General features: G+C 61.2%; 25 protein-coding genes and 1 pseudogene. 20 read left to right on the plus strand and 6 right to left on the minus strand.

Features of this window, described 5'->3' with window-relative positions; translation table 11 throughout:
- Window positions 1-105 precede the first annotated feature (105 nt).
- The 11 genes and pseudogenes from alaS (at window position 106) to efp (ending at window position 11,790) form a co-directional block, all read left to right on the plus strand.
- Entirely contained in the window at window positions 106-2,754 is a 2,649-nt protein-coding gene (gene alaS / locus BN3560_RS09535) for an alanine--tRNA ligase (protein ID WP_096227866.1), read from the plus strand.
- Between the two features lie 104 nt (window positions 2,755-2,858).
- Window positions 2,859-3,269 carry a Holliday junction resolvase RuvX gene (gene ruvX / locus BN3560_RS09540; protein ID WP_087189870.1) on the plus strand — a complete coding sequence of 137 codons (411 nt, stop codon included), beginning with the start codon at window positions 2,859-2,861 and terminating at the stop codon, window positions 3,267-3,269.
- A gap of 26 nt (window positions 3,270-3,295) precedes the next feature.
- A complete protein-coding gene (mltG, locus tag BN3560_RS09545; protein WP_096227867.1) occupies window positions 3,296-4,447 on the plus strand; it encodes an endolytic transglycosylase MltG in 1,152 nt (383 codons plus the stop codon).
- Window positions 4,448-4,496: 49 nt separating this feature from the next.
- Complete coding sequence (locus BN3560_RS09550) at window positions 4,497-5,249, plus strand: YqeG family HAD IIIA-type phosphatase (RefSeq protein ID WP_231897376.1); 753 nt, start codon at window positions 4,497-4,499, stop codon at window positions 5,247-5,249.
- The gene (locus BN3560_RS09555) at window positions 5,246-6,193 is read left to right on the plus strand and encodes a shikimate dehydrogenase family protein (protein ID WP_096227868.1); all 948 of its coding nucleotides are present in this window, start codon (window positions 5,246-5,248) and stop codon (window positions 6,191-6,193) included. Before BN3560_RS09550 ends, BN3560_RS09555 begins: the two co-directional genes overlap by 4 nt.
- Before the next feature lie 262 nt (window positions 6,194-6,455).
- Complete coding sequence (aroC, locus tag BN3560_RS09560) at window positions 6,456-7,628, plus strand: chorismate synthase (protein ID WP_087191210.1); 1,173 nt, start codon at window positions 6,456-6,458, stop codon at window positions 7,626-7,628.
- A 5-nt stretch (window positions 7,629-7,633) separates the two neighbouring features.
- Complete coding sequence (locus tag BN3560_RS09565) at window positions 7,634-8,212, plus strand: shikimate kinase (RefSeq protein ID WP_154270057.1); 579 nt, start codon at window positions 7,634-7,636, stop codon at window positions 8,210-8,212.
- Window positions 8,197-9,315, plus strand: a complete 1,119-nt coding sequence (gene aroB, locus BN3560_RS09570; RefSeq protein ID WP_096227869.1) for a 3-dehydroquinate synthase — start codon at window positions 8,197-8,199, stop codon at window positions 9,313-9,315. Before BN3560_RS09565 ends, aroB begins: the two co-directional genes overlap by 16 nt.
- 11 nt (window positions 9,316-9,326) lie before the next feature.
- A pseudogene (locus tag BN3560_RS09575) lies at window positions 9,327-9,728 on the plus strand (type II 3-dehydroquinate dehydratase); the annotation flags it as partial.
- Window positions 9,729-9,950: 222 nt separating this feature from the next.
- Window positions 9,951-11,150: a M24 family metallopeptidase gene (locus BN3560_RS09580; RefSeq protein WP_172623307.1), complete on the plus strand. Its 1,200-nt coding sequence runs from the start codon at window positions 9,951-9,953 to the stop codon at window positions 11,148-11,150.
- Between the two features lie 79 nt (window positions 11,151-11,229).
- The gene (gene efp, locus BN3560_RS09585; RefSeq protein ID WP_087191212.1) at window positions 11,230-11,790 is read left to right on the plus strand and encodes an elongation factor P; all 561 of its coding nucleotides are present in this window, start codon (window positions 11,230-11,232) and stop codon (window positions 11,788-11,790) included.
- Between the two features lie 205 nt (window positions 11,791-11,995).
- On the opposite strand, the gene BN3560_RS09590 is transcribed toward efp, so the two are convergent.
- The 6 genes from BN3560_RS09590 to BN3560_RS09615 form a co-directional block, all read right to left on the minus strand.
- Entirely contained in the window at window positions 11,996-12,628 is a 633-nt protein-coding gene (locus BN3560_RS09590) for a tyrosine-protein phosphatase (protein ID WP_096227870.1), read from the minus strand.
- Window positions 12,629-12,658: 30 nt separating this feature from the next.
- The gene (locus tag BN3560_RS09595) at window positions 12,659-13,591 is read right to left on the minus strand and encodes a CpsD/CapB family tyrosine-protein kinase (protein ID WP_096227871.1); all 933 of its coding nucleotides are present in this window, start codon (window positions 13,589-13,591) and stop codon (window positions 12,659-12,661) included.
- 1 nt (window position 13,592) lies between these two features.
- Window positions 13,593-14,255 (minus strand): YveK family protein, encoded by a 663-nt coding sequence (locus BN3560_RS09600; RefSeq protein WP_096227872.1) that lies wholly within the window; start codon window positions 14,253-14,255, stop codon window positions 13,593-13,595.
- Between the two features lie 48 nt (window positions 14,256-14,303).
- Window positions 14,304-15,509, minus strand: coding sequence for an LCP family protein (locus BN3560_RS09605; RefSeq protein WP_096227873.1), 1,206 nt, complete (start codon window positions 15,507-15,509; stop codon window positions 14,304-14,306).
- Window positions 15,490-16,332 carry a class B sortase gene (locus tag BN3560_RS09610; RefSeq protein ID WP_227115055.1) on the minus strand — a complete coding sequence of 281 codons (843 nt, stop codon included), beginning with the start codon at window positions 16,330-16,332 and terminating at the stop codon, window positions 15,490-15,492. Before BN3560_RS09610 ends, BN3560_RS09605 begins: the two co-directional genes overlap by 20 nt.
- A gap of 160 nt (window positions 16,333-16,492) precedes the next feature.
- Window positions 16,493-17,053 (minus strand): hypothetical protein, encoded by a 561-nt coding sequence (locus BN3560_RS09615; protein WP_123649839.1) that lies wholly within the window; start codon window positions 17,051-17,053, stop codon window positions 16,493-16,495.
- A gap of 778 nt (window positions 17,054-17,831) precedes the next feature.
- Between BN3560_RS09615 and loaP the strand changes: the two genes are divergently transcribed.
- The 9 genes from loaP to BN3560_RS14390 are packed head-to-tail and all read left to right on the plus strand — an operon-like array spanning window position 17,832 to window position 26,389.
- Window positions 17,832-18,356: an antiterminator LoaP gene (gene loaP, locus BN3560_RS09620; RefSeq protein ID WP_096227875.1), complete on the plus strand. Its 525-nt coding sequence runs from the start codon at window positions 17,832-17,834 to the stop codon at window positions 18,354-18,356.
- Window positions 18,325-18,687: a hypothetical protein gene (locus BN3560_RS14735; protein ID WP_227154129.1), complete on the plus strand. Its 363-nt coding sequence runs from the start codon at window positions 18,325-18,327 to the stop codon at window positions 18,685-18,687. Before loaP ends, BN3560_RS14735 begins: the two co-directional genes overlap by 32 nt.
- A 15-nt stretch (window positions 18,688-18,702) precedes the next feature.
- Complete coding sequence (locus BN3560_RS09625; protein WP_227154130.1) at window positions 18,703-19,200, plus strand: sugar transferase; 498 nt, start codon at window positions 18,703-18,705, stop codon at window positions 19,198-19,200.
- A gap of 6 nt (window positions 19,201-19,206) precedes the next feature.
- On the plus strand, window positions 19,207-19,839 hold the full coding sequence (locus BN3560_RS09630) for a sugar transferase (protein ID WP_096227876.1): 633 nt from the start codon (window positions 19,207-19,209) through the stop codon (window positions 19,837-19,839).
- A complete protein-coding gene (locus BN3560_RS09635; protein WP_096227877.1) occupies window positions 19,836-20,717 on the plus strand; it encodes a glycosyltransferase in 882 nt (293 codons plus the stop codon). Before BN3560_RS09630 ends, BN3560_RS09635 begins: the two co-directional genes overlap by 4 nt.
- An 8-nt stretch (window positions 20,718-20,725) precedes the next feature.
- Window positions 20,726-21,868, plus strand: a complete 1,143-nt coding sequence (locus BN3560_RS14385) for a hypothetical protein (protein ID WP_123649840.1) — start codon at window positions 20,726-20,728, stop codon at window positions 21,866-21,868.
- A gap of 1 nt (window position 21,869) precedes the next feature.
- Entirely contained in the window at window positions 21,870-23,207 is a 1,338-nt protein-coding gene (locus BN3560_RS09645; RefSeq protein ID WP_123649841.1) for a hypothetical protein, read from the plus strand.
- Window positions 23,204-24,607 carry a lipopolysaccharide biosynthesis protein gene (locus BN3560_RS09650; protein ID WP_096227880.1) on the plus strand — a complete coding sequence of 468 codons (1,404 nt, stop codon included), beginning with the start codon at window positions 23,204-23,206 and terminating at the stop codon, window positions 24,605-24,607. Before BN3560_RS09645 ends, BN3560_RS09650 begins: the two co-directional genes overlap by 4 nt.
- Before the next feature lie 21 nt (window positions 24,608-24,628).
- Entirely contained in the window at window positions 24,629-26,389 is a 1,761-nt protein-coding gene (locus BN3560_RS14390; RefSeq protein WP_123649842.1) for a hypothetical protein, read from the plus strand.
- The last annotated feature ends 22 nt before the right edge of the window (window positions 26,390-26,411 follow it).

Genomic DNA, 26,411 nt, shown 5'->3' on the forward strand with positions numbered 1-26,411 from the left:
CGGGCCCGGCGCCTCGGTGCCGCGGGCGCCTTGAGCATAGGGGGCATCGGGGAGGTTTGGCCGATGCGCAGACCAGAGGACCAACGGGAAAGAAAGATAGACGACATGGAGTATATGAGCACTGCCGAGATACGCGAGAAGTACCTGAGCTACTTCGAGGCGAAGGGCTGCAAGCGCTGGCCTTCGTCCTCGCTGATTCCCGACGACCCGTCGCTTCTGCTGACGAGCGCCGGCATGGTGCAGTTCAAGCCCTACTTCCTGCAGCAGAAGCAGCTCGAGGCGCCTTACGTGGGCACCACGACCGCGCAGAAGTGCGTGCGCACGAACGACATCGATATCATCGGCACCACGGGCCGCCACCTGAGCTTCTTCGAGATGCTCGGCAACTTCAGCTTCGGCGCGTACTTCAAGAAGGAGATGTGCGCCTGGGCCTACGAGTTCTCCACCGAGGTGCTGGGCCTGCCCGCCGAGCGCCTGTACTTCACCGTGTACCTCGACGACGACGAGACCATCGAGATCTGGAAGGGCCTCGGCGTGCCCGAGGACCACATCTCGCGCCTGGGCGAGGAGGACAACTTCTGGCGCGCCGGACCCACCGGCCCGTGCGGCCCGTGCTCCGAGATCTACTACGACCAGGGCGAGGAGTTCGGCTGCGGCAGCCCCGACTGCGCGCCGGGCTGCGACTGCGACCGTTTCCTGGAGTACTGGAACCTCGTGTTCACCCAGTACGACGGCCAGGAGGACGGCTCGTTCGTGCCGCTGCCGAAGAAGAACATCGATACCGGCATGGGCTTGGAGCGCATCGCGGCCATCATGCAGGGCGTGCAGTCGAACTACGAGACCGACGTGCTGCGCAGCCTCGTGGGCGTGGGCGAGCGCCTGACCGGCGCCGTGTACGGGGCCGACGCCGAGGCCGACCTGTCGCTGCGCATCATGGCCGACCACAGCCGCTCGGTGACGTTCATGATCGCCGACGGCATTTTGCCCTCCAACGAGGGCCGCGGCTACGTGCTGCGCCGCCTGCTGCGCCGCGCCGTGATGAAGGGGCACCTGCTGGGCCTGGACAAGCCCTTCCTCAACGAGTACGTTGACGAGATCGTGAACCTCATGGGCGACGTGTACCCCGAGATTGTGGAGAACCGCGAGCTGGCTCGCCGCGTCATCCTGTCCGAGGAGGAGCGCTTCGGCGCCACGCTGCGCCAGGGCCGCGCCTTCCTCGACGAGGCGCTGGCCGGGATAGAGGGCGAGGTGCTGCCGGGCGACCGCGCTTTCACGCTGCACGACACCTACGGCTTCCCCGTGGAGGTCACGCGCGAGCTGTGCGGCGAGCGTGGCATCGAGGTGGACATGGAGGGCTTCGGCCGCTGCATGGACGAGCAGCGCGAGCGCGCCCGCGCTGCCAATACGAAGGATGCCGAGGCGGCTTGGTCCACGTACGGCGGCGTGATGAACGAGATCTTGGAGGCCGTGGGGCCCACCGAGTTCCTCGGCTACACGAAGAGCGAGGCGGATGCGCGCGTGCTGGCGATCGTGAAGGACGGCCAGCAGGTAGACGTGCTGGAAGCGGGCGAGGAGGGCCGCGTGGTGCTGGACGCCACGCCGTTCTACGCCGAGAAGGGCGGCCAGATCGGCGATACGGGCGTTCTGGCCGAAGACGGCGTCGTCGTGGCGGTGCTCGATACCAAGGAGCCCGAGAAGGGCTTGATCGCGCATACCGTCAAGGTGATGGACGAGCTGGCAGGCGGGCGCATCCAAGTGGGCGACACCGTTCATGCCGCCATCGACGTGCCCCGCCGCGAGCGCATACGCCGCAACCACACGGCCACGCATATCCTGCACTGGGCGCTGCGCCAGGTGCTGGGCGATCACGTGAAGCAGGCCGGCAGCTACGTTGCCGACAGTCGCCTGCGCTTCGACTTCACGCACTTCGAGGCCATGACGGCCGAGCAGATCGCCGAGGTGGAGCGCCTGGCGAACGAGAAGGTCATGGAGAACCATCCCGTGCGCGCCTACGAGACCTCGCTCGCGTCGGCCCGCGAGGCCGGCGTCATGGCGCTCTTCGGCGAGAAGTACGGCGAGTTCGTGCGCGTGCTGGACATCGAAGGGTTCTCGCAGGAGCTCTGCGGCGGCACGCACGTGTCGGCAACGAGCGAGATCGGTTTCGTGAAGATCACGTCCGAGACGAGCGTGGGTGCGAACCTGCGCCGTATCGAGGCAGTGACCAGCTTCGACGCCCTGGCGTATATGAACCGCGTGGAGGTGGAGCTCAAGGAGAGCGCCGAGGCGCTGCGCGTGCCCCTGTTCGACGTGAGCGAGCGCACCGCCGCCAACGTGAAGCAGCTCAAGGAGCTGCAGACGAAGATGAAGCGCAACCGCCAGACCATCGCAGACGACGGCATCTCGTCGCTGGTGGAAGGCGCCGTCGAGGCGAAGGGCGGCTATCACGTGGTGTTCGGGCGCCTGCCCGAGGCCGACGCAGGGCAGATGCGCAACGCATGGGACGTGCTGCGCGCGCGTCTGGGCAAGCCGGGCGCCGCGGTGCTGGCCACCGAGAAGGACGGCAAGCCCACGCTCTTGGCCGCTGGCACGCCGGAGGCGGTGGAGGCGGGTTTCGACGCCGGTGCCGTTATCAAGGCGATCTCCGGCAACATCAAGGGCGGCGGCGGCGGGAAGGCCGCCATGGCGCAAGCGGGCGGCAAAGACGCCTCGGGGATCGATGCAGCGCTCGAGGCTGCTCGGGAGATGCTGCTGTAAGGCTCTGGGCTGGGGCTGTCCGACGCGGCACGCGCTCGGGCAGCCTTGGCTCGCGCGAACAGCCCGTTGGGCCAGCTTGCACACGACCAGGAAAGGCCCTTAGCATGCGCATCATGGCGCTCGACATAGGCGAAACGCGGGTGGGCGTCGCGGTGTGCGACCCGGGGGAGCGGGTGGCGTCGCCGGTGTGCGTGCTGCCGGCTGCCGAGGTGCTCTCCTGTGCGAAGCCGTTCCGCCGGCTGCTGGAGGACTGGGAGCCGGAGCTGCTGCTGTGCGGCTTGCCCTATACGCTGGCCGGCCAGGAAGGGCCGCAGGCTGCGCGTATCCGTACGGCGGCCGATGCCATCACGAAGGCGTGCGGCATCCCCCACGAGTTCGCCGACGAGCGGTTGAGCTCGCAGGAGGCCAAACGGAGTTTGCGTGAAAAGGGCATGGGCGAGCGGGAGATGCGCGGCAAAATAGATATGATAGCCGCAAGTCTGTTCTTGCAGGCGTGGCTTGATGCGCGCCGTTAGGCAAGCCGAAAGGTAGAGGAACGTCCATGCCCCCACGGAAGCAAGTCACGTATTCGCAGCGCCCGAACCATGCGGCCCGCTCGGCGCACGCGCGCGGCGAGCGCGAATTCCGCACCTACGACACCAGCTATATCCGCCCGAAACAGAGCAAGGGCCCGAAGATCTTCGCGGCGGTGCTTGCCGTCGTCGTTATCGGTGGCCTGGTTTGGGGCGGGCTCACCCTGTTCAACAGCTGCTCGGGCACGCCGGCAGAGCTCCTTGCCGAAGGCCAGGAGGCCACCGTCGTGGTGGAGCAGGGCTCCGGTGCCAAGGCCATCGGGGAGCAGCTCGTGGAGAAGAAGCTGGTGGGAAGTGCTTCCGACTTCACGAAGCGCGTGAACGAGATGGGCGTGGAGTCCCAGCTCAAGCCCGGCACCTACACGTTCGCGGGCGGAACGTCGCTCGACGACATCGTCAGGCAGCTTGCCGCAGGCCCCGACATGGGCAACGCGCTGACCATCCCCGAAGGCTACAAGCTCTCCGACATCGCCGCGGCCGTCGCCACGGCCTCCGAGGGCCGCATCACGGCCGAGGCCTTCACGGCCGCGGCATCCGATGCCAGCGTGTACGCGGCCAGCTACAGTTTCCTGGCCGATGCGGGCACGAACTCCCTCGAGGGCTTCCTTTTCCCCAAGACCTACGCCGTGGCCGACGACGCAACGGCCGACTCGCTCGTCCGCATGATGCTCGACCAGTTCCAGAAGGAGACGGCGGGCCTCGACTGGTCGTACCCGCAATCGCAGGGGCTCTCCATCTACGACGCCGTGAACCTGGCCTCCATCGTGGAGAAGGAGTCGAGCGGCGACGAGCAGATCCGCGCCCAGGTGGCCGCCGTGTTCTACAACCGCCTGGAGACGACGGGCGAGCCCAGCTACGGCTTCCTGCAAAGCGATGCAACGACCGCCTACGAGGTGGGCCACGATCCCACGCCCGAGGAGGTGCACGCCGAGACGCCGTACAGCACGTACACGAACAAGGGCCTTCCGCCCACGCCCATCTGCTCACCGAGCCTCGACTGCCTCAAGGCCGTGTGCGCGCCCGACCAGGAATCGCTCGGCAAGTACTTCTTCTTCTACTTCGAGGGAGACAGCTACTACTTCACCGAAACGTATGAAGACCATATGGGCACGTTCTCGTAGGGCGTCTGCTCCGAGTATCTGACCGACCCTATCTGCAAAGCAGCCGACCATGCCGCTTCTTGAACCCGACCGCTATTTCTCGCGCCTATCGCACGTCGACATCGAGCGCGACTTGCTGGCGCTCGGCTTCCGCTTCGTGCTGCTCGACATCGACAACACCATCCTCACGCGCGACACGCATGAGGTGCCGCGCGACGCGGGTTTCTGGCTCGCGAAGGCGCGCGACGCGGGCATCGCGTTCTGCCTCGTGTCCAACAACTGGCACGAGGGCGTCTACCAGCTGGCGAACCGCCTGTCGCTGCCCATCGTGGCGAAGGCCGTGAAGCCGCTGCCGCCCGCGTTCCTCATGGCCCTGGGCAAGATAGGGGCCACGCGCGATGCCACCGTCGTCATTGGCGACCAGCTGGTCACCGACGTGCTGGGCGCCCACTTCCTGGGCATGAAGGCCTACCTGCTGGCCCCGCTCGTCGAGCAGGACCTGCCCCACACGCTTCTGCTGCGCAACTTCGAGCGCCTGGTCACGGGCGAGCGGAAGCCCGAGGGAGCTGGCGTTCCGACAGCTTGCCAGCCGTCGGAACCGGCCGACGCTGCGGCTTCCCCCGGCACCCGATCTCGCGGCGATGCCGGAGGCTCGCGTACCGAAGTACGCTTCGCCTCCGCCATCCCCACGATCTCGGGTACTGGGGAAACCCTCGCTGACCTTGGTGGACCTGTGAGCGGGGGGACTGGGAAAGCCCTTGCAGACTTGGGTGGACCTGCGGTGGAAACCGACGAACCTGCTAGAACGGGAGGAGCTTCATGAGCAAGCTGGAAACTGCCGAGAGCCTGTACTTGCTGGGGCATCCCATCGAGCATTCGAAGTCGCCGGTCATGTACAACGCGGTGTACGCGAGGCTGGGGTTGCCGTGGCGCTACGAGTTGGCCGACTTGGCCGGTGAGGAGGAGGCGCGGGCGTTCTTGGCCGCGCGGGACTTCCTGTCGGTGAACATCACCACGCCGTACAAACCGCACGCTTTCGAGGCGGCCACGCACAAGGCGGCATCGGCCAAGCTCGCACGTGGGGCGAACCTGCTGGTCAAGCATGGGGAAGCGCTGCTTGCGTACAACACGGACGGCCAGGGCTGCGTGGCCTTCCTCGAGCGCATGGGCTTCGACTTCGCCGGGGCGTCGGTGGCGGTGTGCGGCACGGGCCCCACGGCGCTCGCCATCCTGCACGCCTGCGCCGTCGCCGGGGCCCGCGAGGTCGTGCTTGTCGGGCGCGACAGGGAGCGCGCGCAGTCCGTGCTGCAGGATTACGTCGACGAGTTCGGGCGGCTGTCGTCGGCCGCGATCGACCTGCCGGCGGCGAGCGAGCACCACCGCAGCTTCCGCGAGGCCTACGACGCCACCGCGTTCAAGTTCGGCAGCTACGCAACGTCCACGCAGGCCATAAGCGCCGCCGACCTCGTGGTGAACGCCACGCCCCTTGGCATGCAGGCAGGCGACCCGGCCCCGTTCGACGGGGCTCTCTTCCAGCCCGGGCAGCGCGCGTTCGACGTGGTGTACGGCCACGGCGAGACGGCCTTCGCCGCCGGCGCCCGCGCCGCTGGCTGCACGGTTTCGGACGGCGCGGGCATGCTCGTGGCCCAGGCCGTGGCCAGTGTGCGCACCGTCTGCGACATCGCCGGCGTCGACGTCGACCTGGACGCGATCGACCTGTTCGAGGTCATGGCCGAAGCGGCGGGGTTCTCGATTCCGACAGCCTAGGTGCTCCGCCGTTCTTCAGGTGGCGAAGCGAAGCCGACATTGGGGGGAGACAGGGGGACGGGGATGATGTCTCATTCGTTGAATGAGACATCATCCCCGTCCCCCTGTCTCCCCCCTGTCTCCCCAAAGGGCGCTTTGCGTCGCCTGCCCTCGTTTCGTTCGCTTCATGGCGATCTGGTACGACGGGCGAACCATCGTTCGCTCTGCCGTGCGGCTGCGGTACAATAGGCGCAAAACGACGACAGCGGGAAAGCGGACCAATATGCGCTACCTAACAGCGGGCGAGAGCCACGGCCCGGCCCTCACGGCCATCGTGGATGGCGTGCCGGCAGGCCTCAAGATCTCCGAAGACCAGATAAACAGCGACCTGGCGCGCCGCCAGTCGGGCTACGGCCGGGGTGGGCGCCAGGCTATCGAGCGCGACCGCGTGCGCGTGACCTCCGGTGTGCGCTTCGGCCGCACCATCGGCTCGCCGGTGGCGCTCACGGTGGCGAACCGCGACTGGGAGAACTGGACCGACCGCATGGCCGCGTTCGGCGACGTGCCGTCCGACCTTATGCGCGAGGTGTGCCCGCGCCCCGGCCACGCCGACCTCGTGGGCGCCCTCAAGACGAACACCGACGACTGCCGCAACATCCTCGAACGAGCGAGCGCCCGCGAGACGGCGGCGCGCGTCGCCGCCGCCGGCATCGCCCGCGAGTTTTTGGCCGAGCTCGGGGTGGAGGTGTTCTCCTACGTGGCCTCCATCGGCGACGTGTCGCTCGACGAAGACGACCCGATGCTCGCCGCACCCGACTACAAGCCGCTCGACATCGAGCTCTCCGACGTGCGGTGCCCGGACGAGGAGGCCACCGAGGCCATGAAGGCCGCCATCGACGCCGCGCGCGAGGCGGGGGAGAGCCTGGGCGGCACGTTCCGCGTCGTGGCCACGGGCCTTCTGCCCGGCGTGGGCGGCTACGCCACCGCAGGCGAGCGACTGACCGGCCGCATCGGCGCCGCGCTGTTCTCCATACCGGCTATCAAGGGCGTGGAGTTCGGCCTGGGATTCCAGGCGGCGCGCCGTCCCGGCTCGCAGGTGCACGATCCCATCGAGCTGGACCCCAAGGCCGGCTTCACGCGCACCCGCAACAACGCGGGCGGCCTGGAAGGCGGCATGACCACGGGCATGCCGCTCATCGTGACGGCGGCCATGAAGCCCATCCCCACGCTCATGACGCCGCTCTCCACGGTGAACCTGGACACGCTCGAGCCCGAGGAGGCCTCGCGCGAGCGCAGCGACGTGTGCGCCGTGCCGGCCTGCGCCGTGGTGGCCGAGGCCGAGGTGGCCATCGTGCTGGCCGACGCCTACCTGGAGAAGTTCGGGCATGACAACATGACCGACATCAAGGCAGCCGTGAAGTCCTACCGGCAGCGCCTGCGGACGCTGTCCCGGTGATGCGCATGAGCGGAACGAGCCTGCCGCCGCAGAACCGCCCCGCGCGCATCGTGTCCGAGCTGGCGAAGCCGGTGTTCTTCGTGGGTTTCATGGGCGCGGGCAAAACGTCCGTGGCGCGCAAGCTCGCGCGCACGTGCGGCATTGCCTCGGTCGACATGGACACCTACCTGGAGCGCCGCGAGGGCAGGCGCGTGCGGGAGCTCTTCGCCGAGGCGGGCGAGGAGGCTTTCCGCGCCATCGAGACCGACGTGCTGCGCGAGTTGGCGGGAAAGGACCCGCTGCTCGTGTCCTGCGGGGGCGGGGCTGTGCTGGCTCCTGAGAACCGTGCCATCCTGGCCGAGCGGGGATATGTGGTGTACCTGCAGGTCACAGCCGACGAGGCGGCTTCGCGCATCAGCGACGTGTCCACGCGCCCCCTGTTCCGCGACCTCGAGACGGCCCGTGCGACCATCGAGGCGCGCCTTCCGCTGTATGAGGACGTGGCCGATGCCGTGGTGAACACGGCCGGAAAGAGCGTGGCGGCCATCGCGCGCGAGGTGCGCGGCGTGCTGGAGAGAGAGGGAATCCTGTGGCAACGAAAGTGATCGTGAACATTCCCGGCGAGGAGCCGTACGACGTGCGCATCGGTGCCGGCGTGCTCGATGCGCTGGGTGCGCGCATGCGCGGCGTCCCATCGCTCGATCAGGCGGAGCGCGTGCTGGTCGTCACCGACGAGAACGTGGCGCCGCTCTACCGCGATCGGGCGAGGGAATCGCTGGCATCCGCAGGCTTCCGCGTGTCGGACATCGTGGTGCCGGCGGGCGAGGACACGAAGTCGGTTGAGGTGGCGAGCGAGATATGGGAGGCCATGGCGCAGCTGGCGCTTGGCCGCGACTGCGCCGTGGTGGCCTTGGGCGGCGGCGTGGTGGGCGATCTGGCCGGGTTCGTCGCCTCCACGTACATGCGCGGCGTGACGCTCGTGCAGGCGCCTACCACGTTGCTTTCGATGGTTGACTCGTCGGTGGGGGGCAAGACGGGCGTGAACCTCACGGCCGGCAAGAACCTCGTGGGCACGTTCAAGCAGCCGGCGTACGTGTGCGCCGATACGGGAGCGCTTTACACGCTGCCCGAGCGAGAATGGGCGTGCGGCTGCGCCGAGGTGGCGAAGTCGGCCGTCATCGATTCCGACGAGTTCTTCTTCTGGCTGGCGGAGGCCGCCGGCGCCCTCGCAGAGCGCGACGAGGCCGTCGTGGCCGAGGCCATCGCCCGTTGCGTCGTGTTCAAGGCCGACGTCGTGGCCGAGGACAAGGCGGAGAGCCGCGGGGTGCGCGAGTGCCTGAACTACGGCCACACGCTCGGGCATGCCGTGGAGGCGCTGGCGGGCTACGGCGCGTTCTCGCACGGCGCCGCCGTGGCCGAGGGCATGCGCTTCGCCGCGCGCCTCGCGGCGGCGCTCGCGGGCGCGCCGCTCGAGTTCGTGGCCGCGCAGGACGACCTGCTGGACGCGCTGGGGCTTCCCGCGCTCGCCTGGTCGGCCGAACCGGCGGATATGCTCGCCGCCATGAAGCGTGACAAGAAGGCCCGCCACGGGCAGGTTCGCTTCGTCCTTCCGCGCGACGTGGGCTCCTGGGAGCTCCGCGACGTGGACGACGCCGTCATCTTGGAGCACTTGGAGGCCTGGGCGCGCTCGAAGGAGGCGCTCTCGTGAAGCGGATACTGGTGCTGAACGGCCCGAACCTCGACATGCTGGGCGTGCGCGAGCCGGGCGTGTACGGCTCGGAGACGCTTGCCGACCTCGAGCGTCTGGTGACGGAGCACGGCGAGCGCCGCGGCGCGGCCGTCGCCTGCTTCCAGTCGAACAGCGAGGGCGAGCTGGTGGAGGCCGTGCACGCCGCACGCGGCGCCTACGACGGCATCGTGTACAACCCCGGCGCGCACACGCACTATTCCTATGCGCTGCGCGATGCCGTGGGCGGCATCGACGTGCCCTGCGCAGAGGTGCACATCTCGGACGTCGATGCGCGCGAGCCTTTCCGGCGCGTTTCGGTCATCGCGCCCGCCTGCGTGGCGCAGGTGAAAGGCCGCGGTTTCCAGGGCTACTGCGACGCCCTCGATCTGCTGCTTGAGGGCGTCTCCGAGCGCCTGGGCGAAGGCTACGAGCAGCGCTACCCGGCCGGCCAGGTAATCGTCGGCGGGCGAGGCTTGCTGCAGGAGGACGAGGAGGGCGAAGCCGTCCCGCTGACGCTGCCTGCAGGGACCGCCCAGACCAGCGCGGCCGACCACCACCAAGCACCGATCGAGAGCCCTGCCGGTCTGCCTCCCCAGCCGCCGGCGCAAGGCGACGTGGGCCCGCGTTTGGATCGCCTCCGCGCCGCTTGCGCGGACGACGGCATCGATGCGTTCCTCGTACGCGACACCTCGAACATCGCCTGGCTCACCGCCTTCGACGGCGTATTCGACGACGAGAGCGCCCATGCCCTGCTCGTCACGCCGAGCGCCGCCGTGCTCCACACCGACTCGCGCTACGTCGATTCCGCACGCGTCGCTGCCTCGGACGGCCCCATCGCCGTCGACGACGCGCGGAAGACCCATGCGAAGTTCGCCGCCGATGCCCTTCAGGGGCCGAGCAATGCCGAAAGATCCTCTGGCGCGGATGCCGCGCCCGAAGGCGTCCGCGGCGGGATCCCTGCGAGCACTCTCGGGAGCACCCCTGCCAACCCTGCGCTACCAGCCGTCCTCGGCATCGAGGACTCCCTCTCGCTCGGCGAGTTCCGCGCCCTCGAGGCCACGCTCGCCGAGGCTCCCGGCTCCGTCCCGATCCTGCGCGAGACGAGCCGCTTCGTTCTCGACCTGCGCGCCGTCAAGGAGCCGACCGAGGTCGCGCGCCTGAGCGCCGCCCAAGCCGTCACCGACGCCGCGTTTGCGCACATTGTCGCGTTCATGCGCCCCGGCATGACCGAGCGGGAGGTCCAGATGGAGCTGGAGGACTTCATGCGCCGCCATGGTGCCGGGGGCCTCGCGTTCCCCTCCATCGTGGCCGCGGGCCCGAACGGCGCGAGCCCCCACGCCGTACCGGGCGCCACGCTGCTCGAGGCGGGCCAGTGCGTCGTGCTCGATTTCGGGGCCCGTGCCTACGGCTACTGCTCGGACATGACGCGTACCGTGTTCCTGGGCGAGCCCGACGAGCGCCTGCGCGCCGCCTACGAGGCCATCCGGCAGGCGAACGAGCAGGTGGAGGCAGCGCTTCGCCCCGGCGTCACCGGCAAGGACATGCACGAGCTAGCCGAGCGCGTGCTGGCGGACCACGGCTTCGCGGGCAAGATGGGCCACAGCTTGGGCCACGGCGTGGGCATCGATATTCACGAGGAGCCGAACCTCTCGCCGCGCAACCCGCACCCGCTCGTTCCCGGCAACGTGGTCACGGTGGAGCCGGGCGTCTACCTAAGCGGCGAGTTCGGCATGCGCCTGGAGGACTTCGGCGTCATAACCCGTGATGGTTTCGCAGTTTTCACCCAATCGACGCATGACATGGTTATAATATAGCGGCAAAATACCTGCGTGCCGCCGCCCCAGACGAGTGCAGTACCGCGGTCGGCGCGAGCTATCGAAAGGAACCAAGGGAATGGCAATCTCTACCGCCGACTTTAAGAACGGCATGTGCATCGAGTACAACGGCAAGCTGTGCACCATCGTGGAGTTCCAGCATGTGAAGCCCGGCAAGGGCGGCGCGTTCGTCCGCACGAAGCTCAAGGACATCAAGACCGGCCGTGTCATCGACAACACGTTCAATGCGGGCGTGAAGGTGGAGTCCGTGCGCCTCGAGTCGAAGAAGCTCCAGTACCTGTACAACGATGGCGCCGACTTCAACTTCATGGACAACGACACCTACGAGCAGACGGCCGTCTCGGCCGAGATGGTGGGCGACGCCGCCCAGTGGCTCAAGGAGAACGACGAGGCCACGCTGCTCTACGCCGGCGACGAGCTGATCAGCATCGAGCCCCAGATGTTCGTGGAGCTCGAGGTCACGCACACCGAGCCCGGCTTCAAGGGCGACACGGCTACGAACACGACGAAGCCCGCCACGCTGGAGACCGGCGTGGAGCTGCAGGTTCCCACGTTCGTCGAGATCGGCGACATCCTGCAGATCGATACCCGCGACGGCCGCTTCATCAAGCGCGTCTAAGGTGCTCTGTCGGCCTGCGGGCCGACAGAAATGCTCGACGCTGCGAGGCCTCCTGGCACCGGATCTCGACCCTTTCATGCTGTTCCCACGTGCGAGAAGCACGGTAGACCGCATGATGGGCCGACCTTGGGTGCCAGGGGGCCTCTTGTTGTTTTTGCCCCGAGCCTGAGAAAGAAGGCGCCGCCTCTCGGGCGGCGCCTTCATGCTAGTACTTCTGGGCGATCTTGATGGCTTTGCGGTAGTCGGCGTAGTCCTCCACGCAGTGGGCGTCCGAGGCGATGTAATCCACCAGGTTGTTCTCCAACAGCTTGAGCGCCGCCCGCTTGCTGTTGCTGCGGAACCCGCCTGCGGCGAAGTTCCCCGACAGCTGCAGCAGGCAACCCAGATCCTTCATCTCCTCGGCAACGCCGATGTCGTTCTGCACGGGCCGGTAGCGCTCCGGATGCGCGATGATGGGCTGGATGCCCTGGCCTTGCAGGTTGTAGATGATGCGCTGCCAATTCGGCGGCAGGCTGGCCACGCCGAATTCCAGTAGCAGCAGGTTCGTGCCCTCGAAGCAGAGGTGCGACGCGTTGTCGATTCCGAAGCTTATCAGGTTCTCCCAGTACACCTCGAAACCCAACGTCATCTGAAAGCCCTGCGAATGCGCGAACCGGCTGAGCACATCGAAGTGGTCGACGATGCGCTGATAGTCGAAGCGCGAGCCCCGGCAGTGGGGCGTGCAGACGATGTTGTCGATGCCCGACTTGCGGGCAGCGTTGAGCATGGCCTGCGACTCGGCGAAGTCGCTCGACCCGTCGTCGACGTCGAACAGGATATGGCAATGGAGGTCGAACATCCGCGGAACCCGCTTCCTGGCAACCTTCGCCTACGAGCGCGTCCGGTTCTTGTGGCGCGGCGCCTTGCCGCCCGGCGTCATGGCCTTGAAAGCGTTGGGCGCGTAAGGGTTGCCCGCTCCAGGGGCGACGGCCTGCCCGTCCGGCATGCCCGTGCGCGGCTGCTGCGCCGCAGGGCGGGAGGACGAGGCACGGCGTGGGGACGTGTGCCCTTCCTTCTCCCAGGACACGGGGTTGTTCAGGTCGGAAGGCATGGCGGATGGCTCGAAGTCCTCCTTGTTCACGCGCTTGCCGTCCTGCGTGTAGTAGGCGTAGTAGTAGCTGCTCTCGTCATCGGTGCAGAACGTCATGACGGTGCCCAGGATGCGGGCATCGGCCACACGGAGCTGCTGGGCGCACTTCGCCACGAGGGAGCGCTTCGTCTGGTTCTGGCGGATGACCAGCAGCGTGCCGTCCACCAGGCTGCTCAAGATGGCGGCATCCACGAACAGCGACACGGGGGGCGTGTCGAAGATCACGTAGTCGAACGAGTCGCGCAGCTTGTCCACCAGCGACGCGAAGCGCTTCGTGCTCAGGATGTCCGCGGGGCTCGGGATGTTCGGCTCGGCGTCGAGGAAGTACAGGTTCGGGATGTGCGTCGGCAGGATGGCGTCGTTGAGCGAGGCCGAGCCCGAGAGGGCGGCGTACAGGCCGCTTGTCGGGTGGATGTCGAGCAGCTTGCCCAGGGAGCGGCGGCGCATGTCGGTCTCCACGATGAGCACCTTCTTGCTCGCCGTGGCGATGGCGTTCGCAAGGTTCGTGGACACGATGGTCTTGCCCTCGTTCTGCTCCGAGGAGGTGACCACGATGGTCTTCACCTTCTCGTCCACCGAGGCGAAGCGGATGTTCGCCAGAAGCGTCTTCGACGCGTTGGAAAGCTGCGGATGCTCGAAGCGCGCGAGGATCTTCTTGCTCTTCTTGGCCATGTTAGTTCCCCTTACCCTTCAGCGCGGGTATGCGGCCCAGGACGGGCAGCCCCAGAAGCTCCTCGGCTTCCTCGGGGCTCTTCACGGTGGTATCGATGAGGTCGAGCAGCACGATAAGGGCCACGGCGAAGAACAGGCCTGCCAAGAAGGCGACGGCGGTGTACATGATGCGGTTCGGGCCCGAGGGGGCGTTGGGAACCTGGGCGGCGTCGACGATGTTGACGGCCTTGAGCTCCATGACCTCCACGGCGGTATCGGCCGTCTGCTTGGCCAGCTCGTTGGCAATCTGCGCCACGGCCTCGGGCTTCTTGCCCGTGACGCTCAACGTGATCACGCGGTTCGTGGTGGCCGAGGTCACCTTGATGTCGTAACCCTTGAGCGTGCTCATGCCCAGCGACTGGGCGGTGGCGTCGATCACGCGGTTCGACTGGGCCATGACGGCGATGTCGTTCGCCAGCTGCTGGCTGGCCGTGGTATCGCTGCTCGTGATGTTCGAGCTCTGCTCGTCGGTTTTGTTGAGCACGTAGAGCGATACGTCGGACGTGTAGTCGTTCGACATGAATCCCCAGCAGTAAATGGCGGTGGCTCCCGCGAAAACGAGCGGGAACACGACGACCAGGTACCACTTCTTCCGAAGCAGGTGGAGCAGTTCTAGCAAGGTCACGGGTTATCTCTCCTTATAAGCCCAGGTACCGCGTTTCCAGGTCGAATGCTAGTCGACCTGACGGTAGTACACGTCCAAAACCGTCTCGTAGACGGCATTCTTGTCGAGGTAGTACTCGGCGTATTTCTCGCCCTGCTGCATCTCGCCCGGGAGCGTGGTCACGTTGAGGCTCGTGATGCCGCTCGAGAGCACCGATGTGGCCAGGTAGCCGAACTCGCTGACGCCCAGGTTGGTGATGGAGTACTCGCCGGCCGTGTTGAACAGGTCCAGCAGCGTGCCCACGTTGCCCTGGGCCATGCCGAGCGCCTGCGCGGCGAAGGCCTTGATGTACTGCACCTGGCGCGCCTGGCGGTCGAGCGAGGACGTGAGGACCGACGTGTCGCGCCACTGCACATAGCGCAGCGCGTTGTTGCCGAACAGCACGGTGTCCTGCCCCTCCACGATGCCCGTGTTGGGGATGCTCTGCAGCGGCGTGAGCGCCACGCCGCCTATGGCGTCGTTCAGCGGGCCGACGCCGCTCAAGTCGAGCGCGAAGTAGTAGGAGATGGGCATGTTGTACAGTACGCGCGAGGCCACGGTGGTGGTGTACTGGCAGCTGGTTTCCCTGCCGTCGCCGTAGCTGTACGCCAGGCACAGCTGCATCTTGTCAAGGCCGATGAACGCGCTGCCCACGAATTCGCCCACTTCCACCATGCTGTCGCGGGGAAGGCCGATGGCGGTGGCCTCGCCGGTTTCCGTATCGAGCGCCATCACCATGACGGCGTCTGCTTGGCCGGCCTTCTCGCCCACCTCGGCGGGTGCCGTGCGGTCGAAGCCGATGATGCAGATGGAGACCATGTTCTCGTTCAGGGCATAGGTGTGGCCGTTGTATTTGACGGTCTTGCCCTCGTCGTAGGCTACGGCGTTCTCGGCGGTTTGGATGTCCTCGGCTTGGGAGGCCTCGTGGATGGCGCCTTCGCCGGCTTTGATGGTGCTCATAATGCCCCAGGCCGTGCCGCCGCCCACCAGGGCCACCACGACCAGTACGACAAGCGCGACGCGAATGCGCTTCTTGCGTTTCGAGTGGCTCCGCTTGCGCTTGCGGATCAGCACTTCCTGGTTCTGGGAGGCCGTCTGCTGGGCAAAGAACTCGGACGAGTCGGCTCGCCCTTCCGTTGGCTGACCCGCCGTCTGCTGGGGAGCCTGGGTGGAGGGGGATCCGCTTCGAGGCGCACGCGAGGGCGGCGTCGGTCGGTTAGTAGGTCGGTTGATCATCTATTAAAACTCCAGTAACGATGTAGCGGCTGGTTGTGTGATTGGTGTCGCTCATGCAGGTGCTCAACTGCACTATTTTATCATCAATTGACAGTTCCGTGTCGCTTCGGGTGTTAACCAGCAGAGAATCCGGATGCATGACGAAGTTGAAGTATTCCTGGCGCACCGTCGGATCGGAGAGGTTGTAGGAGTTCAGGATATGGCGGTCGTCGTACAGGTAGGCCGAGACAACGCGGTAGGTGAGCGCATGCCCCGGCGTGTAGATATACAGCGTGTCATGCTCGTTGAAGAAGTCCTCGTTCTCGAAGTAGTGCAGGGTGGAGAACATGGTGCCGTTCTGCAGGTTGTGGCCGTAGAGCACCGTCACGGGGTCGCTGAAATCGGTGTTGTTGGCCATCTCGGTGTAGATGGCTCCTTCGATGGCGTAGTCGCCGTCTTTGTTATGGTCGAGGTAGAGGAAGTCGTTCGTGGCGCTCTGCAGCACAGGAAGGTTCACATCGGTGCCGGGAACGTGGATCCACGCGTAGATATCGGGGTTCTCCTGCTTCAGCGACGTGAAGTCGATGGGGTTTTCCACCCGGTTGTCGGCGGTATCCTGTGCGGGTTGCTCCACCACCGGTTCCGGCGTGTTCTTCATCTCCTCGGCCACGCGGTCGAGCTCGGCTTGCTGCCAGATCAGATAGCCGCACCCGGCGGCGACGCCGCACAGGAGAAAGGCGAGGAGCACCGCGAGGATGATAATGGAGCGCTTCTTCTTCCTCGCCTCGAGGGGGCTGGCGGCCTTCGCGTGCTTGGGCTGGAGGTCGTCGCTTCGTTGTTCCAAAGGCGCTTTCGGCATAGGAAGGACCGCTCGCTTTCGTAAAGGTGTTTCGTACCTCAAGTGTTGAGGCTATGGTAGCAAACCGTTTGCCCATAAAAGAAGAGACCTGTTGTAAAACAGGTCTCTTCGATACAAGTTCTATATAAGACTTGCGGTGTGCTTGCTACTCGGTGACCTTCTTGCGCAGGGCCACGAAGACAGCGCCGGCGGCGATGGCCGTCACGACGGTGGCGCCGGCAACGGTGCCGAGGTCAATGCCGGTCTGCGGGGAGGTGGAACCCGTGTTGGCCGTCGAGGAGGAAACGACGTCGCCGATCACCACGGAGAAGATGGAGAGGCTGGGGGCCGTGAACGTCAGCGTGCCGTCGGAGGCAACAACGCCCGTGATGTTCTCGCCGGCTTCGCCGTTGCCATACTCAACGTAGACCGTGAAAGCGTGGTTGGCGTACTGGCTGCCAACGTTAAAGGAGAACGTCACGTTCGTGCCCGTGCCGTCGACCACAAACGACATCAGCGGGGTAACGCCCTCGGGAACCGTCTTGGCCGGCTTGTCAGAGGCGACAGGCGCGCTGACGGTGCCATTCTCGGCCTTGACGGTAACGGTGATGCCGCCAACGTTACCCGTTTCATTATTGCCGCTCGGGCTCGGGGCTGCCCATGCAAGCGTCGGAAGCGCAAGCATGAGAGCTGCAGCACAAGCAATCGCTGCAATCCTCTTCTTCATTAAATCCTTCTTTCCTTGGGTGCTCTTCACGCGAACACAGTTTTACAGCCTTGCCCTTCTGAATGATAGCGGCCGTTCGACGCGTTTGTCAATGAGAAATTGATCTTTTGCCTCGTAAACGTAGTAATTCCTCTTTAACGGGGCGTTCTTCGTGTTGTGCAACAAAGAGGCTCGCCAACGGTTGCGGGCAGCTTGCCGGCGTCAATGGCGGGGAAGGGGGGAGAGGCGGCTTGCAGATTCTCCATACGACAACCATATAAGACCGGTTCGTACAACCGTTCTGAAATTGTTGGTTGAGGAAAAGCGGGGGGGGGGGGCTTGATCGAGAAAAACGACTCCTGGAAAAAGAATCTTCACATTTGGCGTTGCTAAACTGTAAACCTCAACCTATCATTTATAATGACAACCGCCAGTTTTATCAGGGAATACATAATCTTTTGCTATGCATTTGAAGTTGTATTTCCATGGCGGCTGGTAAAAGGCCGGTTTTGGAATGTCTGCGTTCTCGTAGGGACGTGCTTTCCAAAACGACGAAGCGAATCCGCGGAAATCATAAAGGGCTGCGCGAGCGCAAGCTGATCGTGCGCGCCCCTCCGCTTCTTTCGAGTCGTTCCGGTCGTGGCGGTTGAACCGCCGGGCATATCTTACAAGCGAGGGATCGTCGCTGGGTGCGCGTCTCGTTGCGAGTAGGAGGATGAATAACGTTGTCGTTTCGCATCGCCTTTCGGCGCATGGCGAAGCCTTACCTTTGTATAAGCCCTTCGGCAGGAGGCTGGCTATGTGGTATGTCGTGCAGGTCGTCGGCGGCAGGGAGCGCCGTGTCCTCCATCTGGTGGAGCAGCTCGTCGATGATGACGTGCTGCAGGAGTGCTTCATCCCCCAGTACGAGATCATGAAGAAGATCAAGGGCGAGTGGAAGCGCCGCTCCGAGATCCTGCTTCCCGGATACCTGTTCCTTATTACCGATAAGGTTGACCAGGCCGCGGACGAGCTCCGCAAGGTTCCCGCGTTCACCAAGCTCCTGGGAAACGACAACGCGTTCATTCCCCTTAACGCAGATGAGATAGCCTTCATCGATTCCTTTACGACCAAAGACCACCGCGTGGTGGAAATGTCGGAGGGCGTGATAGAAGGCGACGAGATCAGCATAACGAAAGGCCCGCTGGTCCACCAAACCGCCCTGGTCAAGAAGATCAACCGCCACAAGCGCCTGGCATACGTGGAAACAACGATGTTTGGCCGCAAGCTGAACCTCAAAGTCGGACTAGAGATTGTCAGAAAACACAACAACAAACCAGTTTGAAGATTCTCCCAACCTGTCGGCTGAGGCCTCCCTCCCTTTCGATGGCTTCGATGTCGAGTTGTCCGAGTCGTCGCCGGCAGTGTATTGTCCCTTCCTCTCACTTCTTGATGACGGAACTGCCGCCGTCGCAGTTGGCGAAAACCCCTTTGTCGATCCCGAAGTCGCGCGTGCTGCTTATTCTCGCGAGGAGGGTCGGCTTGCATACCGCTTCCTAAAGAGGGCGTTCGACATCGTCTTCTCGCTGGGTGTGATAGCCGTGCTGCTGGTGCCATCGCTCCTGCTGTGCCTGGCCATCCGCCTGGAGAGTCCTGGCTGCCCCATCTACTCCTAGAAGCGCGTGGGCCGCGTGGGCAAGAGTGGCGAGGTCGAGACCTTCGACATGTTCAAGTTCAGGAGCATGCACGCCGACGCCGACGACCGTCTGGCCGACTTGCAGGACCTCAACGAGGCTGATGGCCCCCTCTTCAAGATCAAGGACGACCCCCGCGTGACGCGCATCGGCCGGTTCATCCGCAAGCACTCCATAGACGAGCTCCCGCAGTTCCTGAACTGCCTGCTCGGGCAGCTCTCCTGCGTCGGCCCGCGCCCGCCTTTGCCCTCCGAGGTCGCCCAGTACGACGAGCGCGCCATGCGCCGCCTCTCCGTCAAGCCCGGCCTCACCGGCTACTGGCAGGTGAGCGGCCGCAGCGACACGACCTTCGACGACATGGTGGAGCTGGACCTCAAGTACATAGAGGAGCAGGGCGTATTGACTGATCTCAAGGTGATCGCCCGCACGGTCGGAATCATGCTCACGGGGGGGCGCTTACTAGAGGCGCCCCTCCGACCCTGCTGCGGGCGGTGACGCCCCGTGGCTAGGAACGGGAGCCTCTTCTACAGGGCATGCAAAAGGACCTTCGACATAGCGTTCAGCGCGGCTGCGATCGTCCTCCTCGCAGCGCCTATGGCGGTGCTGTGCGCGATGATCTCCGCGGAGTCGCCGGGCGCTCCGCTCTACTCGCAGGAGCGCGTGGGCCAAGGCGGGAGGCTGATCCGCGTGATTAAGGTGCGCACCATGGTCGCCGACGCCGATGACGTGACGAGGCACCTGACGCCCGAGCAGCTGGAGCAGTGGGAGAAGGAGCGCAAGGTGGAGGGCGATCCCCGCGTGACAAGGGTGGGGAGGGTTCTCCGGGCCACCTCGCTTGACGAGGTGCCCCAGTTCCTCAACGTCCTCAAAGGCGACCTGTCGGTGATCGGGCCCAGGCCGATCACGCAAGACGAGCTCGCCTGGTTCGGCGATGACGCGGAGGAGTACCTGAGCGTCCCCATGGGCATCACGGGCCTCTGGCAGGCCACCACGCGAAACGACGCCACCTTCGAGTCGGGTGAGCGCCAGCGCATCGAGCTTGAGTACGTGCGCAACGCCGGCTTCAAGATGGACGCCCGCTGCTTCCTCGGCACGTTCGGGGCTATGTTCGGCAAGAGAAGGAGCGGGCGATGACGGCAGAAAATCGGAGTCGGGGTGGAGTGTTTCCGCCCTACTCTTGTCTGATCAGTGTTTACTACAAAGAAAATGCCGCATTTCTTAAAAACTGTCTCGATTGCATTTTAGCTCAAACGGTCAAACCAGATGAGATTCTCGTCGTCAAGGATGGCCCTTTGACAGAAGAGTTGGATGGTGTTCTAAGTGAATACGACAATGATTATCCCGGTCTTTTTACATTCTTTTGCTATCCCGAGAACAAGGGTCTTTGGCATGCCTTAAGTGTCGGCATTCCTGTATGTCGCAATGAGTTCATCATGCGAATGGACGTTGATGATTGGTCGATTCCTGATCGTGCGGAAAAACAGCTCACGCTGTTTGAATGTCACCCGGAGCTTGGTTGTGTTGGAAGCACGGTGCTGGAATTCGAAGATAACATAGGCAACATCGTTTCACTGGTTGATCTGCCAGAGGCCAATGAAGAAATAGTCCAATTTGGCCAAAAACGTTGCCCCTTCAGGCACCCCTCGCTTATGTATCGAAAAAGCATTTTGAAGAAGGCGGGCGGTTACCAGTGTATGCCATACTTCGAGGACTATGACCTGTATATGCGGCTAAAAAATACAGGATGTGTTTTCCATAATATCCAAGAGCCGCTTGTCTATGTGCGCGTAAGTCGAGATTTCTATGCGCGTAGAGGTGGATTTTCTTACATGCGCGATATGCTTCGCTTCAAGTCGGCTTGCCTCAAACGTAGAGACTACGGCTTGCTCGAGTTCTTGGCATGTACGACCCCTCATATTCTAGTTTGTCTCATGCCAAATATTCTGCGCACTTGGGTCTACAAGAGATTTCTTCGAGCTTCGGCCCCTGCAGATTTACGGGTGGTTGAGTAGCTGTGAATGTGATCAGGAACGTGAAAAGCGGGTTGCGTTTTGCGGTGAATGAGGCAACAAGGGCTCTTATCTGGGATGAGGCGCTGCGCAAGTGTCTTGCAGAATGTTATTATGCGTGGGCGGCACGGCGGGTGAATGCACGGGAAGGATTTGCCGCCCGGACTGCATCCGATCTCCTTGATTGGCGCGCTACAATGGGTTTTCGTTTCGAGTGCTCCCGTGAAGTTTATCGAGCTAATAGCTTCTATGGCATAGGGGAAGCTCTGCGCACGTTCTCTGGAGCGCAGAGTTGCATCAAAGCATGCGTGGAACATGGTGTCCATTTCGGCAGTTACGTAAACGGGCAAGAACTCGAGGGAAGTGGGCTTCCATGTCTCATCACCTTCAGTCCTGCCCGCTTGGAACATATCCGAGCTGTATCTGATGTGCCGGTGGCGATGGTGGGTCCGTATATTGCTTACGCTCCGGATTACCTCGACGAAATTGAAATGGAAAAAGCGCGTGATGAGCTAGGGAAGACACTCCTTGTCTTCCCTAGCCATTCGGTGGATCGAGTGAAGGTCACCTACGAGCTTGCATGTCTCGTTTCAGAAATCGAACGGGTGAAGAGGGAGCAGGAAATTGATAGTGTTCTGATCTGCCTCTACTACCGAGATTTATTGAATGGCGTTGCTGGAGATTACGAGGGCCTTGGCTATCATGTGGTCACTGCGGGCTATCGCGAAGATGCGCTTTTTCTGGCGCGACAGCGAAGCCTCATTTTTCTTGCCGATCTCGCTATGTCCAACAGCGTGGGAACGCAAGTAGGCTACTGCGGTTATCTCGAAAGGCCACATTATATTTTCGATCAAGAGAAGCGTTACGGTTCCGATAGCGCGCTCGATGATTCTGAGTTCAACAATGCCTATGCGAGAAGTCAGGCAGCGGAGAAGGCCGAGGTTGCTGCTGAATTTTCCGTGTTGACTGACTCGCTGACCGGTAAACAGCGCGAGTTGCTGGAGCGTTATTGGGGCTTCTCGAAAGTTAGGTCAAGGGATGAGATGGGCGGTCTCCTCGCTGTCTGCGAGGAGGCGTATCGCGCTAGGTCGAAGGATAGGCAGCGATCTCTTCGAAGCAATCCGCGCCTTGGGCAGTTGCCGTTTGAGGTGTGATATGGGAAATACTATGCGTTTAGGTATGCCGCGTTCGAAGAGCACTAGGAAGAAACGCATTGTCGAGTGGGTCCCGGGCGAGTGGGCTTGGTGCCTAACACTGCTGTTCATGTTTATCCGCTTCTTCACTCAAATATCGACTGTATATCTTTATGTGACTTACACGGCGCTTATGGTCATGCTGGCTCTATTGCACTTAAATGGATCTGAAGAGACTTCTCGTGTGGGCAATGTGAAGCTTAACGGCGCTGTTCTCGGACTCTGCTTTTCCATTTTGGTCATACTTGCATTTAGCCCGTATTCTAAGGAACAGCTCGTTAAGTTCTGTTTGCTGCTTATGGACGTATATATCCTTGTTGCAGTTCTGAAGGTTAATGAAATGGAGTCTGCCACCAAGGTGTTCTATTGGGCAAGCATGGTGGTGGTCGCGGGTACTTTTGTGATGTATCTTGTGTCGCCTGCTTTCTTTTCGAGCATCGAAGGTGCGTTTCAGGGGCTGTTTTACTCTCCTGTCTTTTTTGGCGTACCGGACAATAACGACACCGCAGTTGCTATGTTCCTTCTGGTTTGCTTAGCTTACAAGAAGGGTTGGAAAACAGGGCTAATTCTTGGCAGCATCTACCCATTCCTGTATTTTGGTAGGCAGTACATTCTAATGTGCTTGATTGTTGTTGCCCTTTCGCTACTAGCGATGTTAAAACTCCGTAAAGCGTCATGGCTTCGCGACCAAAAGATCGACGAAAAACTGACCGCAAAGTTCTTCTATTGTGTGTTCGCTGTTTCCACGATTGTCATCATTGGGTTTAGCTATTTCTGGGTTAATGTGATCGTGGAGGACGGTACGTCGTCGTACAAAGAGTCTTTAAACGACTCATCTAACGCAATCCGCATGAATTCAAACGTATATTGTTTTGAATTGATGACAAGAACCCCTGATTTTTTGTTTTACGGGTACGATAGTGATGTATTTGACGAGCTTGGTATTTCGTCAACAGATTATTCAAGTACCGCAAACTACCTTATAAGCGGACGATATCGACTGGTTCAACCGCACGAAGAGGTTTTAAACCTTGTGCTGAAAGAAGGGTTGCTCTTCGCAATTTTTTACTACTTCATTGTCGCCCATCTTCTCAGCAAGATTAAATGGGGAGAAAAAGGTAAGGCGATCCTTGTCGCCTTCTTTATCGGGAGCCTTTTCCTTTCTGGTTTCTTCAGAGATTTTCGACTCCTTGCGTTTGTGATGATCGGGCTTAGCAGTGAAATTCCCTTACGCTCCTTTGCGATTGGAATCACGAGAAACCGCAAAAGGACGGCCACTTCGGGGCAGGTGGCTCGATGAGCTTGCTTCAGAAGATGAATAATAGTCTTTCCGGGCGAGCATTCATTTACACAGTTGGAAACTTTGTGTTAGGCGCTTCCAATTTTCTTGCCTCCGCAATATTTGTACGGATGATGAGCACTTCCGACTATGGTCTCGCAAGTGTATATATCACCTGGGTGGCGCTCGTCTCGCAAATAATTGGCCTTCGGATAGAAGGAACGATTCAAAATGCGAAGCTGACGTACGGAAAAGAGAGTTTAAAGGCCTACTGCTCGTCGATCCTGTTCCTTGACCTGGTTGTCTTTTTGGTGGTTCTTGTTCTGTCGATAATATTCATCGAGCCAGTAGCGTTTTTACTGAACCTTGATCAGGGTGTTTGGTTGCTCGCTGTAATCACTGCGTTTTTTTTAACATGTTCGAATCTTCGTAAATGCTATTGCTCGGCGATTAAGAATGCTCCTGGCGATCTGCTCATATCTTGTATCCTGGCTTTCGCGCAGATCGGTTTGTCTGTTTTGCTCATTTTGTTTTCTGTATGTGACAATTCTTACTTTGATCGTGTTTGGGGCTATTCTGTTCCAACCGTTGCCGTTGGTGTGGGTGTGTGCGTGTTCTTTTTCTTCAAAGGAAAGAGGTTCGTTGCACCCAAGCAATGGAAATTCTGCCTCAGCTTTTCCATTCCGATGATCTTCAACGGCATAGCCTATCTTGTGATCAATCAGAGTGACCGTCTTATGCTCAATTCGATGGTTGGTTCGGATGCGGCGGGAATATATTCATTTGTATACAATATTGCCTTGCCTATCAGCGTGATTACCCAATCTCTTGGGGCAGCTTGGCAGCCTGAATACTATGAGCTGAAGGCGCAAGGCGATGAGGACGCACTGAAAACTCATGAGCGTAGGTATACGTTGAATGTGCTGATAATCACTGTGATATTGATGTGCGTATCGCCGGAAATTCTGAAGTTGCTCGGAACGCAGGATTATTACTCGGGTCTTGTTATCTTGCCGGTGGTTATAGCTGGCTATTTCTTCCAGTTTTTGTATACATGGCCGCTGAACTGCGAGCTTTACCATCGCAATACTGTCGGCATAGCTCTTGCGACACTTGTTGCGGCGGCTTTCAACATTGCGCTTAACATCTTTTTGATACCAATTTGGGGGATGGTTGGCTCGGCTGTCGCGACCTGCGCGGCCTTCGTTCTGCTCTTTGTCATGCATCATATATCCGCGCGGATTATGGTAGACGAATACACTATGACGCTTAAATGGTTTGCTCCCTATGTGATAGCTTGCGTGTGTGCAACCGCTGCACTCACCTTTCTTGTCGATGTACTCGCAGCGCGCTGGGCTTTGAGCTTAGTCCTATGCGTCCTGCTTGTTGTGAGGTTCAAGAAGAATCGATCGATTATTTGATGACGATAAGGGGTGATTCTCTTGTTTTTCATTGATTATAGAAGGCGGTTCGACGGCGAAGTTTTACTTGAATCCGATGTTGTTGAGCGTTCTGTTCCGTCGAGTTTGAAGAGATCTTCCAATGGGAAGTCATTCTTCGTTGGCGAGTTGTTTGAGTGCAGCGAATCTGACTTTTTTAGTAGCCAATGGGAGGAGGAGCCAGATCGGCTGAACGAAGGCTGCTCGGCGCTCTATGCGGTCACTTATGATGAAAAGAGCTGCGTGTTCGCTGCCGACATCAGCGGCAGGGAGCTTCTGTTTTACTACCATACTAATGATCGTCTTGTTCTTTCTGATTCGCTATGGGGTGTGTTGAAGCGAATACAGCCCGGTTTTGAGGGTGTTGACAAGGACTCTCTGGCTGAATCGATTGTCATGGGTGGGGGATTTCCTTGCGATCATTCAACTCCTGTCAAGAACCTCAAGTGGCTCGGGGCGAACTGCATCGGGAGATTCGATGCGCGCTCATGGGCTCTCGACGTGCATTCCTATGGTGATATCCGGAGAAGCGGCGATATTGTGGACGTGGATGAGGCGGTTGAACAGTTCGATGCAGCCATGAGACATATGGCTTGTTGCTTAGGTGAGAGGCATCCTGATGCTGTTTTTGGGTTGGGGCTTTCCGGCGGACTTGATTCAAGAACTGCTCTTCATTATTTGTCGGATGCTGGGCTCGAGCTGGAATGCTTCAACGTTGGTAAGGCGAGGCCCCACGGAGTTCTGCTTGCATCGAGTTTGAAAAGGGCACATGAGCTCGCAAATACTTCAAGAACCAACTATTGCAACGTTGAGTGGCAACCCCACTCTATTCGTTCGAAGATGGATTTAATGCTCGAAAACCAACCTCTTGGCACTGGGGGACATTACACGAACGCTTATAAATACGAAAGCGAAGGGCGCCCGAGATTCGACGTGCTTGTCGGAGGGGGGCAGGCTATAGGGCCTATGCTCGTGGGAGTTTCAGCGTTTAACCATTCGGACAAGATGAGCGTCGATGACTTGTGCGCATATCTTCTTCATTTGGCCATTGGCGAGGTAAGGGCCTATGCCTATACGGAAAATTCCTTTCGAAAGCAGATGCGTCAGTTGGGCGCGAGTGGGGTTGATATCGAGGGCGGCAAGAACCGCGAGCAGTGGGATGCCATCGTTGGAAAGGGGGCTTATGGGAGGACAGCGCGAAAGGTACGCTCATTCGTAGAAGATTGCGCTTTGCGAGGTTATAGGCCGGCCGATATCACGCTGGATTATAGGACGCGAGCGCTTGGCCCAACGGGTCGCAACGGAGCTTATGAGAGCGGACTCGGTACTGAAAAGAGTTACACAATATATACGCCTTTTCTGATTCGCGATGCTTTGAGGTGGGATGCTCCGCTCGTTGAAGAGAGGCGCGTTCTCAAGGAGCTTATTGCCGCGAAAATGCCGGAATACACAGAAATCGGCGAGGAAACGTTTGGGTCTACCAAGATGAATCAATCGAATCTGTCCCTGTTCGCACAGAAAGTTGCCTTCGCGATGCGCGGCAGCGGCATTATGACAGACGACTGGTACTCTAGGCACCCCGCCATACGCAAAGCGTTCCTTGAAGATATGACGAGTCCTTGCAAGTGGTTCTATGAGCTGTTTCCTAGCGCAAGGGATTACGAAGGTATATGGAATATGAGCCCTTCGCGCATGAATTCTCTTTGGGAGGCTAAACGCGTCGTCGACTGTATGGAAAGCAAGCGATATCTCGAATTCAAGTAGATGGGACACGGTTCTGAAATGT

The sequence above is a fragment of the Gordonibacter urolithinfaciens genome (assembly GCF_900199375.1).
GTDB classification, from domain to species: domain Bacteria; phylum Actinomycetota; class Coriobacteriia; order Coriobacteriales; family Eggerthellaceae; genus Gordonibacter; species Gordonibacter urolithinfaciens.